A 14,545-nucleotide genomic window follows, 5' to 3' on the forward strand; every position below is an offset into this window, starting at 1 on the left:
CGTGGGCATATGTGAGAAGTAGTCAGATGAAGTGAGATTTGTATGACAATCACCTGACTCGGAGGAACTCGCATGTCCACCTCGACCCTCTCGCACCGCTCCGTGCCACGTCGCGGCGCCGGTGCCCTCGCGGCCCTCGCCGTCGCGGGCGCCGCCCTCCTCGGTGCCCCGGCCGCCTTCGCCGCCCCCGGCGACAACGGCGACGTCAAGATCCACGACGCGAGCACCGCGGTCGACGACCAGCGGGACGATCCGAAGGTCTGCCGCTTCTACCTCGACGGCTTCAACTTCGACCCGGGGCAGCGGATCACCTGGGCCATCCTGACCCAGCCCCTCGTCGCGGGCGGCGCCAACCTCAGGGGCAGCCTGGACCTGCCGACCGGTCAGGGTCGCACGCCCCTGCCGAACTTCACGCTGCCCGACGGCCAGTACAAGCTGACCTGGCGGTTCGTGGGCGAGAACGGCGCGGGCAAGAGCAAGGTCTTCAAGGTCGCCTGCCCCCTCGGCGGGCCGAGCCCGACCCCGTCGCCGAGCACGACGACCACCGGCCCGGGCGGAGGCCCCGGCGGACCGCAGGGCGGCCCGGGCGGTCCCAACGGAGGGCCCCCGGCGGGCGGCGGCGGTCTCGCCCATCCGCAGAACTTCTCGCCGGTGGCCGGTGCGGCGGCCGCGGGACTCGTCGTAGCCGGTGGAGTCGTGTTCCTGCGGCTGCGCCGACGCCCCGATGGCGCCGCGTAGACGACGGAGGCCCTGGTACCGGACGCGCGCCTACCGCCTGACGCGGACCATGGTGGTCACCGTCGCACTGGTGGCGGGCGGCGTCTGGTGGGCGGGGGACGGCGAGCCCGCCGGCACGGTGGCGTCCGGTGCCGTGCGCGACGAGGGCGCCGCCTCCCCCGCTCCGGCGGGGGCGGCGGGCACCGGCCACGGGCCGGACGCCCACCCCGCCGGCGACGCGCGCGGTCCGCGGCCGCACCGCGCCCCGGCCGCCCGCCCGGCCCGGCCCGCACCCCCGCCCGCATCGCTGCCGCGCTCCCGGGCCGCCTCCCTGCGCATCCCCTCCCTCGGCCTGGACGCGCCGGTCGTCGGCCTCCGGCTGGACCGCGAGCGACGGCTCACCACGCCGCCCATGGACGAGCCCACACTCGTCGGCTGGTACACGGACGGTCCCACGCCCGGCGAACGCGGCACGGCCCTCGTCGTCGGCCATCGCGACACCCGGACGGGACCCGCCGTCTTCGCCCCGCTCGAACGGATCCGCCCCGGCGCACGCGTCGAGGCCCGCCGCGTGGACGGGCGGACCGCCGTCTATACGGTGGACGCCGTACGCACGTACGCGAAGGCGCACTTCCCCGACCAGGAGGTGTATGGCAACCGGGGGCGTCCCGAACTGCGGCTGATCACCTGCGGCGGCGCCTTCGACCGGAAGGCCGGATACGCCGCGAACCTCATCGCCTTCGCCCACCTCACGGAGATCCGGGGGCGGGCCGGCGCCCGCTGAGACGAGCCGTCGGGCGCCGGCCCGGGGGCGCGGCGCGAGCCGGTGTCCGGCACACGCGCGACCGGTATCCGATCGTCCGTTTCCGCCCGTACCGAACCGGCACGTCCGATACCGCCATGTGTCTTCCCCCGGGTGTGTGCGGTCCGTTAGCTTCCGTGACTCAAGGTCCCGTACGACCCGTGCGGGACGACCGGCCGCGGAGCACCAGCGCCTTGCACGCCCCCGGGGGCACACGTCATGACACGCGCCATCTCCCTGCACCACGTCAGCAAGTCGTACACCCGCGGGGCCCGTGTGGTGGAACGGCTGTCGCTGGACATCCGGCCCGGTGAATTCCTCGTCCTGCTCGGCCCCTCCGGCTGCGGCAAGTCGACCGTGCTGAGGATGATCGCGGGACTGGAGGAGGTCACCGAGGGCGAGGTGCGGCTGGACGGGGAGTACGCCAACGATCTGCAGCCGTCCGACCGGAACATGGCGATGGTGTTCCAGAACTTCGCCCTCTACCCGAGCATGACCAGCCGCGACAACATCGGCTTCCCGCTGCGCATCGAGACGCCCGGCGAGGACCCCCGCGCGCGGGTGGACGCCACGGCCCGGATGCTCGGCATCCAGGACCTCCTCGACCGCTTCCCCAACCAGCTCTCCGGCGGCGAGCGGCAGCGCGTCGCCATGGGGCGGGCGATAGCGCGCCACCCCTCCGCCTTCCTGATGGACGAACCGCTGTCCAACCTCGACGCCAAGCTCCGCAACCACCTGCGGACCGAAATCTCCCGGCTCACCAGGGAATCGGGCGCCACCACGGTCTACGTCACCCACGACCAGGCCGAGGCCATGTCGCTCGGCGACCGGGTCGCCGTACTGCGCGGCGGAGTCCTCCAGCAACTGGGCACGCCCCGCACGGTCTACGGGCTGCCCGCGAACGTCTTCGTCGCCGCCTTCATCGGCACCCCGCGGATCAACCTGCTGCGCGGGCTCGTCCGGGCCCCGCTCGACGGCGCCATGACGATCAGCCTCGGCAAGCAGTATCTGCGCCTGCCCGAACCCCTCTGCCTGGACCACCAGCTGCTCCGGGTGCAGCAGGGCCGTGAGGTGATCGTCGGGCTGCGCTCCGAGGCCGTACGGCTCGCCAGACCGTCCGACGCCCGGCCGGGGGAAGTGGCGATCAGCGGTCTGGTCGAGCACGTCGAGTTCCAGGGGCACGAGGTCCTCGTCCACTTCAACACGGGTTCGCGGCCCGCCCACGTACCGGAGCTGGAGTCGCCGCGCCCGGCCCGCGCGACGCGCCGGCGGCGCCGTGACGGCACCGTCCTGGACCGGCTGCGGGGGCGCGCCGGGGCACTGCGGGCGGGGACGCTGCGGGCCGGACCCGTCGTCGTCCTCGACCATCCCGCGGACGACGAGGCCGATCTCGTGGGGCAGACACCGCCCGAGGGCCGGCTGCCCGGCGATCTCGTCGTGCGCACCACACCCGACATCGAACTCCGCCACGGAATGCAGATCCCGCTCCTCGTGGACATCGCCCACCTGTTCGTCTTCGACCGGAACGGCGAACGGATCTGCCCGGCACCGGAGCGGCTGCCGGACCTGGAGGAGTGAATCCCGGGCCTCCCGGGTGGCGAGTCCCCCTGGCGCCGCAAAACTATCATCGCTAGTTTAGGGCGCGGACGACGCTGCCCCGCCCCCGGAGGAACACGATGAAGGCACATGACGGCATGTACATCGACGGGGCGTGGCGCCCCGCCGCCGGACGGGACACGATCGAGGTCGTGAACCCGGTCGACGAGCAGGTGATCGGCCACGTCCCGGCGGGCACGGCCCTGGACGTCGACGCCGCCGTACGGGCCGCCCGCGCCGCGTTCCCCGGCTGGGCCGCGACCGCGCCCGCCGAACGGGCCGCCCGGCTGGCCGCCCTGAGGGACGTCCTGGTGGCTCGGAAGGACGAGATCGCCGAGACCGTCACCGCCGAGCTCGGATCGCCGCTCGCGTTCTCCCAGGCGGTGCACGCGGGCGTCCCGGTGCTGGTCGCCGGGTCCTACGCCGAGCTGGCGGCGACGTACGCCTTCGAGGAGAAGGTCGGCAACTCGACCGTCCACCAGGAGCCCGTCGGCGTCGTCGGCGCGATCACGCCCTGGAACTACCCGCTCCACCAGATCGTCGCCAAGGTCGCGCCCGCGCTCGCCGCGGGCTGCACGGTCGTGCTCAAGCCCGCCGAGGACACCCCGCTCACCGCCCAGCTCTTCGCCGAGGCCGTGGCCGAGGCGGGCGTCCCGGCCGGAGTCTTCAACCTCGTCACCGGCCTCGGACCGGTCGCCGGCCAGGCCCTCGCCGAGCACCCGGACGTCGACCTGGTCTCCTTCACCGGCTCCACGGCGGTCGGCCGCCGGATCGGCGCGACCGCGGGTGCCGCCGTCAAGCGCGTCGCCCTCGAACTCGGCGGCAAGTCCGCCAATGTCATCCTGCCCAGCGCCGACCTCGCCAAGGCCGTGAACGTCGGCGTCGCCAACGTGATGTCCAACTCCGGCCAGACGTGCAGCGCCTGGACGCGCATGCTGGTCCCCGCCGACCGCTACGACGAGGCGGTCGAGCTGGCCGCGGCCGCCGCCGCCAAGTACGGCGACCGCATCGGACCCGTAGTCAACGCCAAGCAGCGGGACCGGGTGCGTGGTTACATCGAGAAGGGTGTCGCCGAGGGCGCGCGGCTCGTCGCGGGCGGCCCCGAATCCCCCCGCGAACAGGGCTACTTCATCAGCCCCACCGTCTTCGCCGACGTCACGCCGCAGATGACGATCGCGCAGGAGGAGATCTTCGGCCCGGTCCTGTCGATCCTGCGCTACGAGGACGAGGAGGACGCCCTGCGGATCGCCAACGGCACCGTGTACGGGCTCGCGGGCGCGGTGTGGGCGGGCGAGGAGTCCGAGGCGGTCGCCTTCGCGCGCAAACTCGACACCGGCCAGGTCGACATCAACGGGGGACGCTTCAACCCCCTGGCCCCCTTCGGGGGTTACAAGCAGTCGGGCGTGGGTCGCGAACTCGGCGCCCACGGCCTGTCCGAGTACCTCCAGACCAAGTCCCTCCAGTTCTAGGAGCGTTCACGTGGTTCGCGCCGCTGTCCTGTCCGCCGTGGGTGCCCCGCTGGAGATCGCCGAGATCGAACTCCCCGACCCGGGACCGGGCCGGGTCCGGGTCCGGCTGGCCGCCGCCGGTGTCTGCCATTCCGACCTCTCCCTCTCCAACGGCACCATGCGGGTGCCGGTGCCCGCCGTGCTCGGCCACGAGGGCGCCGGTACCGTCGTCGCGGTCGGCGAGGGCGTCACCCAGGTCGCGCCGGGCTCCCGTGTCGTCCTCAACTGGGCGCCCTCCTGCGGGAGGTGTCACGCCTGCTCGCTGGGCGAGGTGTGGCTGTGCGCCGACGCGCTGACCGGCGCGGGAAATGTGTACGCCCGCCGCGCCTCCGACGGGAGCGATCTCTACCCCGGCCTGAACGTCGCCGCCTTCGCGGAGGAGACGGTGGTGCCGGTGTCCTGCCTGCTGCCCGCCCCTGACGGCATCCCGCTCACCGAGGCCGCTCTGCTCGGCTGCGCCGTCCTCACCGGATACGGCGCCGTCCACCACTCCGCCCAGGTCCGTCCCGGCGAGACCGTCGCCGTGTTCGGGGCCGGCGGGGTCGGACTCGCGGCCCTGCAGGCCGCCCGGATCGCGGGCGCCTCGAAGATCATCGCGATCGACGTCTCGCCCGAGAAGGAGTCGCTCGCCCGCGAGGCCGGCGCCACCGACTACGTCGTCGCCTCCGACACCACCGCCCGCGAGATCCGCGCCCTGACCGGCAAACAGGGAGTCGACGTCGCCGTCGAGTGCGTCGGCCGCGCCGTCACCATCCGTACCGCCTGGGAGTCGACCCGGCGCGGCGGCCGCACCACGGTCGTCGGCATCGGCGGCAAGGACCAGCAGGTCACCTTCAACGCCCTGGAGATCTTCCACTGGGGCAGGACCCTCGCGGGCTGTGTGTACGGCAACTCCGACCCGGCCCGCGATCTCCCGGTGCTCGCGGAACACGTCCGCGCGGGGCGCCTCGACCTCGGCGGCCTGGTCACCGACCGCATCGCTCTGGACGGCATCCCGGCGGCCTTCGACAACATGATCGCGGGCAAGGGGGGCCGGGCGCTGGTGGTGTTCTAGCGGCTCCCCTCGCCGGCGGGCAGCGGACCTCTTCCGGGTTCCCGATGCCGTCACACTCTGCGGAGAAATTCCGTGACGGTTCTCGCGGGTCGTGCCAGTGTGAGGGCGTGTCGAAGATCGGGACGGCGGATGTGTTCACGGCCGGACGCCGCGGTGGAGGCGGGAGCCTCTACGCGTATCGGGTGCGCGGGCTCGGCCGCAGCGCGGTGGTTCTGTGGATCGGCGGCGCGGGTGACGAACCCGACCAGGTGCTGGCGCTGCCGGACGCCGGCCACCGACGCGTGCCGGTGTTCGTGACGGTTCGGCAGGCACGGGCGTACACGAGCCGGCGCGGTCGGAAACCGGCTGTCTCCGAGGCCGGCGTGCTGGAACTCACCCGTGTCCAGCACTGGCTGGCGGATCCGGTGCGCCGGCACGTCCCCTCGGGCGCGGTGCTGGACGCGTGGAACTTCTTCGAGGACCTGGCCCGAGGACTCGGCGAAGTCCACCGGCTGCCCCAGCAGGGAGCGGTGCACAACAGCGCCTACGAGAAGCTGTTCGGAGACGAGAGCGACGCGTGGACTCCCGGCGAGTGGCGCGCGGTACTGGACCTGCTCACGGCCGGGGTGGAGCTGTGGAACTCCTGCCCGGTGATCGTGAAGCCCAGGTCGAGCCCCGTCCCGGACAGTGGACGGGGCTCCCTCCGGGGCTGGTGATCCATGCGCGGACCGACTCGCCCAGGTGCGGTCGCACAGCCCTGGCCGGGGGGTCGCTGCCCTGAGCGGCACCACTCCCGGCAGGACGGCCGCAGGTCACACCTGTCCGGCCTCGGATTCCGTTCCGGGGCCGTCGCGGGTACCGGAGCCGGAGCGTCGACCGGACCCGCGACCGTCCGTGATCAGCCCGGCCGGCAACGTGAGCCCCGGTCCGACCGGATCCTTCGGCCATGCCGTTCAGCACGCGCCACGGACAGTTCGGTGTTCACCGAAGGATCGCGAGCGGCCGCGCCGGCCTGCTGCGGAAAGCCTGAACGGGTACGCGCGGGGCCGCTCAGGCCTCCCGCACCAGCCCCGCGTACTGCACCGCGAGGCCGTCCAGCAGTGCGACGATCCCCGTCTCGAAGGCCCGCTCGTCGATCTTCTCCTGCTGTTCGGCGAGGAGGTGCGCCTGCCCCAGATGCGGATAGTCGGCGGGGTCGTACGCGCTCTCGTCGTCCACGAAGCCCCCGGCGAACGACCCCAGCGCGGACCCCATGATGAAGTACCGCATCAGCGCCCCGATCGAGGTGGCCTGCGAGGGCGGCCAGCCGGCGTCGACCATGGCTCCGAAGACGGCGTCGGCGAGCCGGAGTCCGGCCGGCCTGCGGCCCGGTCCGCGCGCGAGGACCGGGACGATGTTCGGGTGGTCGCGCAGGGCGGCGCGGTAGGAGACGGCCCAGTCGTGCAGCGCGGTCCGCCAGTCACGGCCGCCCTCGAACATCGACAGATCGACCTGCGCGCTCACCGAGTCCGCGACCGCCTCCAGGATCTGGTCCTTGGTGCGGAAGTGGTTGTAGAGGGAGGGCCCGCTCACCCCGAGTTCCGCGGCGAGCCGGCGCGTCGAGACGGCCGCCAGGCCCTCGGCGTCCACCAGCGCCCGTGCCGTCTCGACGATCCGGTCGGTGCTGAGGAGGGGCTTGCGCGGTCGGGCCATGGCGCACATAGTAGGGCTGCACCAGGAAACTAGCAGTGCTAATTTAAATGTACGGCTTTCAATGTCAGCTATCCGATGTCAGCTATCTGTGGGGTGACCCGGCATGAACCTTGGGCTCAGTGATGAGCAGACCGCCGTCCGGCAGCTCGCCAAGGACTTCGTGCACCGCGAGATCGCCCCGCACGTCGTCGCGTGGGACCGCGCGGAAGACGTCGACCGGTCCATCGTGAAGAAGCTCGGCGAGGTCGGCTTCCTCGGCCTCACCATCGACGAGGAGTACGGCGGCAGCGGCGGCGACCACCTCGCGTACTGCCTGGTCACCGAGGAACTGGGGCGCGGCGACTCCTCCGTGCGCGGGATCGTCTCCGTCTCGCTCGGGCTGGTCGCCAAGACGATCGCGCACTGGGGGAGCGAGGAGCAGAAGGGGCGGTGGCTGCCGGGGCTGACCTCCGGCGAGTACGTCGGCTGCTTCGGGCTCACCGAACCGGGCACCGGCTCCGACGCGGGCCAGTTGTCGACGCGCGCCGTGCGCGAGGGCGACGACTACGTCATCAACGGCTCCAAGATGTTCATCACGAACGGCACCTGGGCCGATGTCGTGCTGCTCTTCGCCCGCTCCACCGACGCCCCGGGCCACAAGGGCGTCTCCGCCTTCCTGGTGCCGGCCGACACCCCCGGTCTGACCCGCCGCACCATCCACGGCAAGCTCGGGCTGCGCGGCCAGGCCACCGCCGAACTGACCTTCGAGGACGTGCGCGTGCCGGCCGACGCCATGATGGCACCCGAGGGCAAGGGCTTCGCGGTGGCGATGTCGGCGCTGGCCAAGGGGCGGATGTCGGTGGCCGCGGGCTGTGTCGGCATCGCCCAGGCCGCGCTGGACGCGGCGGTGACGTACGCGACCGAGCGGGAACAGTTCGGCAGGACGATCGCGCACCACCAGCTCGTCCAGGAGCTGCTCAGCGACATCGCCGTCGACGTGGACGCGGCGCGCCTGCTGACCTGGCGGGTCGCCGACCTCATAGACCGCGGGCTGCCGTTCGCCACCGAGTCCTCGAAGGCCAAGCTCTTCGCCTCCGAGGCCGCCGTGCGCGCCGCGAACAACGCCCTCCAGGTCTTCGGCGGTTACGGCTACATCGACGAGTACCCGGTCGGCAAACTGCTGCGTGACGCCCGCGTGATGACCCTCTACGAAGGCACCAGCCAGATCCAGAAGCTGGTCATCGGGCGCGCTCTGACGGGTGTCTCGGCGTTCTGACCGGCTCCGGCGTCGGGGCTCTGAGTATGTGTCCGAGTACCTGAGTATGACGGCGGATGTGGCGGCGGCCACATCCGCCGATCCTTGTCCCCATGAGTGAGACACCTGTCAAACAGCAGAGCACGGCCGCGTTCTACGGCCAGGCCGTGGCGTCCTTCTCCGTGGCGATGGCCGCCACCGCCATCGGCATCTTCAAGCTGCAGGCCGACGCGTGGGTGCGGGCCTTCCTCGCCATCGCCGTCCTCTATCTGGTGACGTCCTCCTTCACGCTGGCCAAGGTGATCCGCGACCGGCAGGACGGCAACCGTCCCGGCGGCCGGGTGTACGACCCTTTCGAGAAGCTCTGAGCCCCGCGCGGCCATGACCTGGCCGAAGACGCTAAGCGCTCGCTCAGGTTCGGGGGTATGGTGTTCACCCTGTCAGTCGAGAAGGGGCGAACAGCGATGAGTACGGCGCAGGAGACGCCCGGCGGCGAGATGGAGCCGTGGGGCGAGGTGACCCCGGACGCGGCGCGGCGGCTGCTCGTCGCCGCGGTGGAGGCCTTCGCCGAGCGCGGGTACCACGCGACGACGACCCGCGACATCGCGGGCCGCGCGGGCATGAGCCCGGCCGCGCTGTACATCCACTACAAGACCAAGGAAGAGCTGCTCCACCGGATCAGCCGCATCGGCCACGACAAGGCACTGGACATCGTGCGCACCGCGGCCGCGGGCGAGGGTACGGCCGCCGAGCGGCTCTCCGACGCCGTACGGTCCTTCGTACGGTGGCACGCGGGCCAGCACACCACCGCCCGCGTCGTGCAGTACGAACTCGACGCCCTCGGGCCCGACGCGCGCGCCGAGATCATCGACCTGCGCCGCCAGGTGAACGCGGAGGTCCGCAGCATCATCCAGGACGGCGTCGCGACGGGCGACTTCGACGTCCCGGACGTACCAGGAACCACCCTCGCCGTGCTGTCCCTGTGCATCGACGTGGCCCGCTGGTTCAACGTCGACGGCCCCCGCACGCCGGACGAGGTCGGCGCGCTCTATGCCGACCTGGTCCGGCGGATGGTGGGCTACAAGGAGTAGGTCCCGGCCCGGCTCCGGTCCGGGCCGCCCGCGGGTCGTCACCGCCCCCTCCCGGAGCCGGTGGCGTCGGGCCCGGGCCCGGGATCCGGTCAGAGGTAGTAGCGCGAGACCGACTCCGCGACGCAGACCGGCTTGTCGCCGCCCTCGCGCTCCACGGTGAAGGCCACGGAGACCTGGACGCCGCCGGGCACGTCGTCCACCGCGGTGATCGTCGCGGTGGCGCGCAGCCGCGAGCCGACCGGCACGGGGGCGGGGAAACGGACCTTGTTCGTCCCGTAGTTGACGCCCATCTTCACGCCCTCGACGCTGATCAGCTGCGGGCCGAAGAGCGGCAGCAGCGACAGGGTCAGATAGCCGTGCGCGATCGTGGTGCCGAACGGACCCGCCGCGGCCTTCTCGGGATCGACGTGGATCCACTGGTGATCGCCCGTCGCCTCCGCGAACAGGTCGATCCGCTTCTGCTCGATCTCGACCCAGTCCGTGTACCCCAGCTGTTCGCCCACGGCGCCCCGCAGTTCGTCGACCGTTGCGAACGTCCTCGGCTCTGCCATGTCCCTGGCCTCCCGTATCTCATAGTCTAAGCGACTGCTTAGCATGGTCGGCCGGAAGGCGCATGTCAACGGACCGTACGTGTGACGCGGTGGGTAGGTTGGAGGGGTGCCCCAGATCCCTGAGACGATCCACGAGCTGACCGTCGGACAGTTGTCGGCCCGCAGCGGCGCGGCCGTCTCCGCGCTGCACTTCTACGAGTCCAAGGGCCTGATCAGCAGCCGCCGCACCTCGGGCAACCAGCGCCGCTATCACCGTGACGCGCTGCGCCGGGTCGCCTTCGTCCGGGCCGCCCAGCGGGTCGGCATCCCGCTCGCCACCATCCGCGAGGCGCTCGCCGAACTCCCCGAGGAGCGCACCCCGACGCGGGAGGACTGGGCCCGGCTGTCGCGGGCCTGGCGCTCCGAACTCGACGAACGCATCAAACAGCTCGGCCGGCTGCGCGACCACCTCACGGACTGCATCGGCTGCGGCTGCCTCTCCTTGGAGACCTGCGTGCTCTCCAACCCCGACGACGTCCTCGGCGAGCGCCGGGCCGGCTCCCGGCTCATGGCGGAGCCCGCCGGCGCGGAGCCGACGCCGAAGCCGAGGGAGCGGCACCGGGGCCGGGCGGGGATGTGCGACCCCGGTCCGCGTCAGGAACCGGCGGTGGGGGACTGTCGCTGACCCGCCCCCGACCGCCCGCTCCTTCGCCTTCAGGGCCTGTTCCTGATGCGGCCGTGCCATGACGGCAGGGGTGGATCCTGGGTCGTTGCGCGCGCCCGTCAGCCGTGCTTGGCTCGCCCGATGAACCTTCTGCTGACGGCGAGTGGCCTGCGCAACGAGACGCTGCGGGATGCGCTGCGGGACATGCTGGGAAAGCCGTTCGGATCGGCGAACATCGTGTACGTTCCCACGGCATCGGTCGCCGAGCCCGGGGACCACGGGTGGTTCGTCGAGGACATGAACCGGGTGCACGGCCTCGGCTGGCGGGAGTTCGACGTCCTGGAGCTGAACGGCCTGCCCCGGCGGATGGTGCTCGACCGGCTGCTCCACGCCGACGTCATCCATGTCGAGGGCGGCAGCCACTACCACCTCGCGCGCAGCATCACCGGCAACGACCTGGCCGACGGCTTCCTGGAGGCGCTGGAGAACCGGGTCTATGTGGGGGTCAGCGCCGGATCGATGATCTTCAGCCGTCATCTCACCGGACACTCCGCCGACGTCATCGGGGACACCGCGGACCTCCACGTGCTCGGCGCGACGACCGTGGAGCCGCCGTTCGGCCTCTTCGACTGGTATCTCAAGCCCCACCTGTACTCGCCGGATTTCCCCGAGCGGGACGACGCCTGGGCCGATCGCATCGCCGCGCGGGCGGACTTCCCGATCTACTTCATCGACGACGAGACGGCCGTTCGCGTCAGGGACGGCAAGGTGGATGTCCTCTCTGAAGGCCGGTGGCGGTTCCATCCGTGACTCGACGCGGGGTGGGGAGCCCCGGACAGGGCAGTGCGGCGCCCAGGGACGCCGCACCGCCGAGCTGCCGGGATGAGCACCTGCGTCGGGCGGCTTGCGCGAGGTGGTACGGGCTGACGTCGCGCCGTTCGGCAGGCCGGGTCGTGCGGGGAAACGGGCCCTTACTCGTACTCCGTGCCGCCCTTGCGGGTCAGGTAGGCCGGGCTGACCGCCTTCGCTATGGCGCGTCCGCCCGTCACCGGGCTGTACCGCTCGGCGGCCACGTAGGTCCCCTCCGGACCGGCCGGAGCGGGAGCTCCGGGACGGATCACGACGCCCTCGCGCAGGTGCAGCCCGCGGCCGGACACCGTCTCCCTGCCCGAGGCGACCTCCAGGACGCGCTCGACGTCGTACGGACCCTCGTACAGCCTCGGCACCAGCGGGAGTTCGCCCGTCAGCAGTTCCTGCGCGTCCAGCCAGCGGATCTCGCCGTCGATCTCCGCGGACACGTCGAACACGGCGTAGCCGATCGTCTCGCGGCGTCCGTCGGCGCCGTACGACAGGTCCTGCACGCCCGCCCCGTACACCTCGCCGAAGATGCCGACACGGCGCGCGCCCAGTCGTCCGGCGATCCGGGCGGCGGCCTCCGCGACGCCGTGCCCGCGCACCGCGCGCCAGTACAGATTGCGCGGATCCTCCTTCAGGGCGAGGGACTTGGCGCCGAAGCCCTTCGAGGACACGTGGACGCGGCCCCCGTCGGCGACGTAGGTCAGCAGACAGGCCGTACCGTGCAGCTTCTCCGTCAGGACGACGGGCTCGCCCGGGGTGAAGATGTCCGGGTACCGCTGGATGTTCTCGATGTCCACCCAGGGCAGCAGATCGGGCGCCGACTCGACGTCGCCGTTCATGGTGGGCGGAACCGGCGGCACCCATTTCACGATGCCGAGGAACTCCGCGAAGTCCGTGCCGTCCTGGGCGGCCCGCTCCAGGTCAACGTCCGCCAGCGCCTTCGGGCGGCACACGATGCCCTGCGACAGCTCGCCGCGCAGCCGTACCGCCCTGACGCGGTCCGACGCGCTGCCCGCGAGCCGCCCGGTCAGCCCCAGTTCCTCGATCAGCCCGGCCGGAAGCACGGACTGCTCGGGGATGTAGACGGCCCACTCGCCGGTGCGGTACGCGCCCTTGGCGACCACGGCCCGATACAGGCCCACCTGGGCCAGTTCGAGTGCGTCGGCGTTCGGGTGTTCGTGGACGGTCAGCACTTCGGCGGTGACACGCAGCGTCGACACGCAGGACTCCTCGGATTGCTCAGCCGTTTTTCATCGCCCCCAACTGTCCGCGGGGGAAACAGCTGGAACCATCGGTTTTCCGACTGCTACCGTCGCCCGTCGCCGTGCCCACGGCGTTGTCGCTCGCAACTCGCAGCTCGCAGCTCGCAGCTCGCAGGGCCGTCGCGCCGCGCCCGCAGCTCGTCGCCCACAGCACTCTCGCGCTGCGCCGCTGCGCCGCTGCGCAGTCCGCCAGGCCCGACGCCGCGCCCGGAGCGCCACGTCCGCCAGGCCTGACGCCGCGCCGCAGCGCCGCGCCCGCAGCACTCGCCGGGCCGCTCCGCGCCGAACGGGACCCTCCGTCACCAGTCGACTGAACCGTCGGTCAACACCCCTAGCCAGCAGGGGAGTTGCAAGTGTGGCCCCGGCAGGGGGCCGGGCGGCGGGGTCGGCCCGTCGGTCAGCCCGTCGGGCGCAGCAGGGGCCGCCCTCCTCGCCGTGCGGCGGGACACGACGGCCGGGCGCGACGGCGGGACACGACGGCCGGACGCGACGGCTGGGCGCCGCGGGCCGGGCGCCGGTCGCGACCGGGCGGTCGCGGGTGGGGACATCGCCCAGGTGGCATCGGCACGACGGCGCCGTCGTGCCGATCCGTGCTCCGTTCGGACAGGCCCGCACCATGCCCCCGATGGCGCGGGACACCCCCTGACGACCCGGGCGCCGGGAACCGCGCCCGGCCACGGACCCTCCGCGGCCGACGGCTCACCAGCGGTTCCCCTGCCCGGTGCCGCTCAGCCCGGCGGTGTCCCGGCCGCCCGGCCCGGCGGGGCACTCACGCGGACACGAGCAGCCGGCCGCGCCTGGCACCGGCCAGTGCTTCCGGGGTCAGGACGGGCCGCGGCACCACGATTCCGCAGCTCGTGCAGACGGGACCCGACGACGGTTCGTGGGCCAGGTCGTACATCCATACAAGGCGCTCACCGGCGCACACCGGGCAGACGGAGCCCGGCCCGCGCTCCAGTGCGGCGATCAGCCGGCGCAGCACCTCGGCCAGTGGTTCATGGGGGTGGACGCGGGGGTTGTCGCACCAGGCGACACCGAACCCGCCCCAGGTCAGCCGGTGCCAGTCGTCGACACTGCCCGGCCTGCGCAGCCCGTCGTGCTTCTCCTTCTTGCGACGCTGCGCGAACTCGACCTCGTAGGCGAGCCAGACGGAGCGGGCCTCCTCCAGTTCGTCCAGTGCGGCCACGAGCCGCACTGGATCGGGGGAACGGTCCTCGGGACCGAACCCGGCCCGGGAACACAGATGGTCCCAGGTCGCCCGATGCCCGTAAGGGGCGAACCTCTCCAGGCACTTGCGCAGTGAGTACCGCCGCAGTGCCAGATCACACCTCGGATCTCGCACCTGTCTCGCCAGACTCCGGAAACCGGCCATCGCCCTGCACCTCCGTCACACCTGCACCTGTACTCCGGTCACTTCGGCGCCGTCTCGTACGGACGTCGTCGAGTAGACGTATCGACAAGCGATTCGGCTCCATCCAATTTTTCGACGACCCCCACAAGCCCAACCGCCGAGTGCCCTTGACCTACCTCCCGTCGCTGCCGGCCGGCTGTCCGCCGG

General features: G+C 72.1%; 15 protein-coding genes. 11 read left to right on the forward strand and 4 right to left on the reverse strand.

Annotation, left to right across the window (positions count from 1 at the left end):
• Nucleotides 1–72: 72 nt before the first annotated feature.
• The 6 genes from ACIQRL_RS21465 (at nt 73) to ACIQRL_RS21490 (ending at nt 6,372) form a co-directional block, all read left to right on the forward strand.
• A complete protein-coding gene (locus ACIQRL_RS21465) occupies nt 73–738 on the forward strand; it encodes a hypothetical protein (protein ID WP_401333627.1) in 666 nt (221 codons plus the stop codon).
• A 49-nt stretch (nt 739–787) separates the two neighbouring features.
• Entirely contained in the window at nt 788–1,501 is a 714-nt protein-coding gene (locus tag ACIQRL_RS21470; RefSeq protein WP_401333629.1) for a class F sortase, read from the forward strand.
• Nucleotides 1,502–1,738: 237 nt separating this feature from the next.
• On the forward strand, nt 1,739–3,097 hold the full coding sequence (locus tag ACIQRL_RS21475; protein WP_401333631.1) for an ABC transporter ATP-binding protein: 1,359 nt from the start codon (nt 1,739–1,741) through the stop codon (nt 3,095–3,097).
• A gap of 98 nt (nt 3,098–3,195) precedes the next feature.
• The gene (locus tag ACIQRL_RS21480) at nt 3,196–4,584 is read left to right on the forward strand and encodes an aldehyde dehydrogenase family protein (RefSeq protein WP_401333633.1); all 1,389 of its coding nucleotides are present in this window, start codon (nt 3,196–3,198) and stop codon (nt 4,582–4,584) included.
• A gap of 10 nt (nt 4,585–4,594) precedes the next feature.
• Nucleotides 4,595–5,677, forward strand: a complete 1,083-nt coding sequence (locus tag ACIQRL_RS21485) for a Zn-dependent alcohol dehydrogenase (RefSeq protein WP_401333635.1) — start codon at nt 4,595–4,597, stop codon at nt 5,675–5,677.
• A 107-nt stretch (nt 5,678–5,784) separates the two neighbouring features.
• Nucleotides 5,785–6,372, forward strand: coding sequence for a hypothetical protein (locus ACIQRL_RS21490; protein WP_401333638.1), 588 nt, complete (start codon nt 5,785–5,787; stop codon nt 6,370–6,372).
• Between the two features lie 334 nt (nt 6,373–6,706).
• Here ACIQRL_RS21490 and ACIQRL_RS21495 read toward each other — a convergent pair whose 3' ends face one another.
• Nucleotides 6,707–7,348, reverse strand: coding sequence for a TetR/AcrR family transcriptional regulator (locus tag ACIQRL_RS21495; protein WP_401333641.1), 642 nt, complete (start codon nt 7,346–7,348; stop codon nt 6,707–6,709).
• 103 nt (nt 7,349–7,451) lie between these two features.
• Here ACIQRL_RS21495 and ACIQRL_RS21500 point away from each other — a divergent pair, with 103 nt between their 5' ends.
• The 3 genes from ACIQRL_RS21500 to ACIQRL_RS21510 all read left to right on the forward strand — a co-directional run bounded on the left by ACIQRL_RS21500 (nt 7,452) and on the right by ACIQRL_RS21510 (nt 9,673).
• Nucleotides 7,452–8,603 (forward strand): acyl-CoA dehydrogenase family protein, encoded by a 1,152-nt coding sequence (locus ACIQRL_RS21500; protein ID WP_401333644.1) that lies wholly within the window; start codon nt 7,452–7,454, stop codon nt 8,601–8,603.
• A 92-nt stretch (nt 8,604–8,695) separates the two neighbouring features.
• Entirely contained in the window at nt 8,696–8,950 is a 255-nt protein-coding gene (locus tag ACIQRL_RS21505; RefSeq protein WP_401333646.1) for a YiaA/YiaB family inner membrane protein, read from the forward strand.
• A 96-nt stretch (nt 8,951–9,046) separates the two neighbouring features.
• Nucleotides 9,047–9,673, forward strand: coding sequence for a TetR/AcrR family transcriptional regulator (locus tag ACIQRL_RS21510; protein WP_401333649.1), 627 nt, complete (start codon nt 9,047–9,049; stop codon nt 9,671–9,673).
• 89 nt (nt 9,674–9,762) lie between these two features.
• Here ACIQRL_RS21510 and ACIQRL_RS21515 read toward each other — a convergent pair whose 3' ends face one another.
• Nucleotides 9,763–10,224 (reverse strand): MaoC family dehydratase, encoded by a 462-nt coding sequence (locus ACIQRL_RS21515; RefSeq protein ID WP_401333651.1) that lies wholly within the window; start codon nt 10,222–10,224, stop codon nt 9,763–9,765.
• Between the two features lie 106 nt (nt 10,225–10,330).
• On the opposite strand from ACIQRL_RS21515, the gene soxR reads away from it, so the two are divergent.
• Both soxR and ACIQRL_RS21525 read left to right on the forward strand, forming a co-directional pair.
• Entirely contained in the window at nt 10,331–10,888 is a 558-nt protein-coding gene (soxR, locus tag ACIQRL_RS21520) for a redox-sensitive transcriptional activator SoxR (RefSeq protein ID WP_401333654.1), read from the forward strand.
• Nucleotides 10,889–11,008: 120 nt separating this feature from the next.
• The gene (locus tag ACIQRL_RS21525) at nt 11,009–11,677 is read left to right on the forward strand and encodes a Type 1 glutamine amidotransferase-like domain-containing protein (protein WP_401333656.1); all 669 of its coding nucleotides are present in this window, start codon (nt 11,009–11,011) and stop codon (nt 11,675–11,677) included.
• Nucleotides 11,678–11,838: 161 nt separating this feature from the next.
• Here the strand turns inward: ACIQRL_RS21525 and ACIQRL_RS21530 are convergent, their stop codons facing one another.
• Nucleotides 11,839–12,945 carry an RNA ligase (ATP) gene (locus ACIQRL_RS21530; RefSeq protein WP_401333659.1) on the reverse strand — a complete coding sequence of 369 codons (1,107 nt, stop codon included), beginning with the start codon at nt 12,943–12,945 and terminating at the stop codon, nt 11,839–11,841.
• An 811-nt stretch (nt 12,946–13,756) separates the two neighbouring features.
• Nucleotides 13,757–14,359, reverse strand: a complete 603-nt coding sequence (locus tag ACIQRL_RS21535; protein WP_401333662.1) for a hypothetical protein — start codon at nt 14,357–14,359, stop codon at nt 13,757–13,759.
• Nucleotides 14,360–14,545: the final 186 nt, after the last annotated feature.

The organism is Streptomyces sp. NPDC091209, assembly GCF_044757755.1.
Lineage (GTDB): Bacteria > Actinomycetota > Actinomycetes > Streptomycetales > Streptomycetaceae > Streptomyces.

Coding starts and splice junctions, on each gene's coding strand:
- ACIQRL_RS21465 (WP_401333627.1), top strand. CDS start 73: ATGTCCACCTCGACCCTCTCGCACCGCTCCGTGCCACGTCGCGGCGCC.
- ACIQRL_RS21470 (WP_401333629.1), top strand. CDS start 788: ATGGTGGTCACCGTCGCACTGGTGGCGGGCGGCGTCTGGTGGGCGGGG.
- ACIQRL_RS21475 (WP_401333631.1), top strand. CDS start 1,739: ATGACACGCGCCATCTCCCTGCACCACGTCAGCAAGTCGTACACCCGC.
- ACIQRL_RS21480 (WP_401333633.1), top strand. CDS start 3,196: ATGAAGGCACATGACGGCATGTACATCGACGGGGCGTGGCGCCCCGCC.
- ACIQRL_RS21495 (WP_401333641.1), bottom strand. CDS start 7,348: ATGGCCCGACCGCGCAAGCCCCTCCTCAGCACCGACCGGATCGTCGAG.
- ACIQRL_RS21500 (WP_401333644.1), top strand. CDS start 7,452: ATGAACCTTGGGCTCAGTGATGAGCAGACCGCCGTCCGGCAGCTCGCC.
- ACIQRL_RS21505 (WP_401333646.1), top strand. CDS start 8,696: ATGAGTGAGACACCTGTCAAACAGCAGAGCACGGCCGCGTTCTACGGC.
- ACIQRL_RS21510 (WP_401333649.1), top strand. CDS start 9,047: ATGAGTACGGCGCAGGAGACGCCCGGCGGCGAGATGGAGCCGTGGGGC.
- ACIQRL_RS21515 (WP_401333651.1), bottom strand. CDS start 10,224: ATGGCAGAGCCGAGGACGTTCGCAACGGTCGACGAACTGCGGGGCGCC.
- ACIQRL_RS21525 (WP_401333656.1), top strand. CDS start 11,009: ATGAACCTTCTGCTGACGGCGAGTGGCCTGCGCAACGAGACGCTGCGG.
- ACIQRL_RS21535 (WP_401333662.1), bottom strand. CDS start 14,359: ATGGCCGGTTTCCGGAGTCTGGCGAGACAGGTGCGAGATCCGAGGTGT.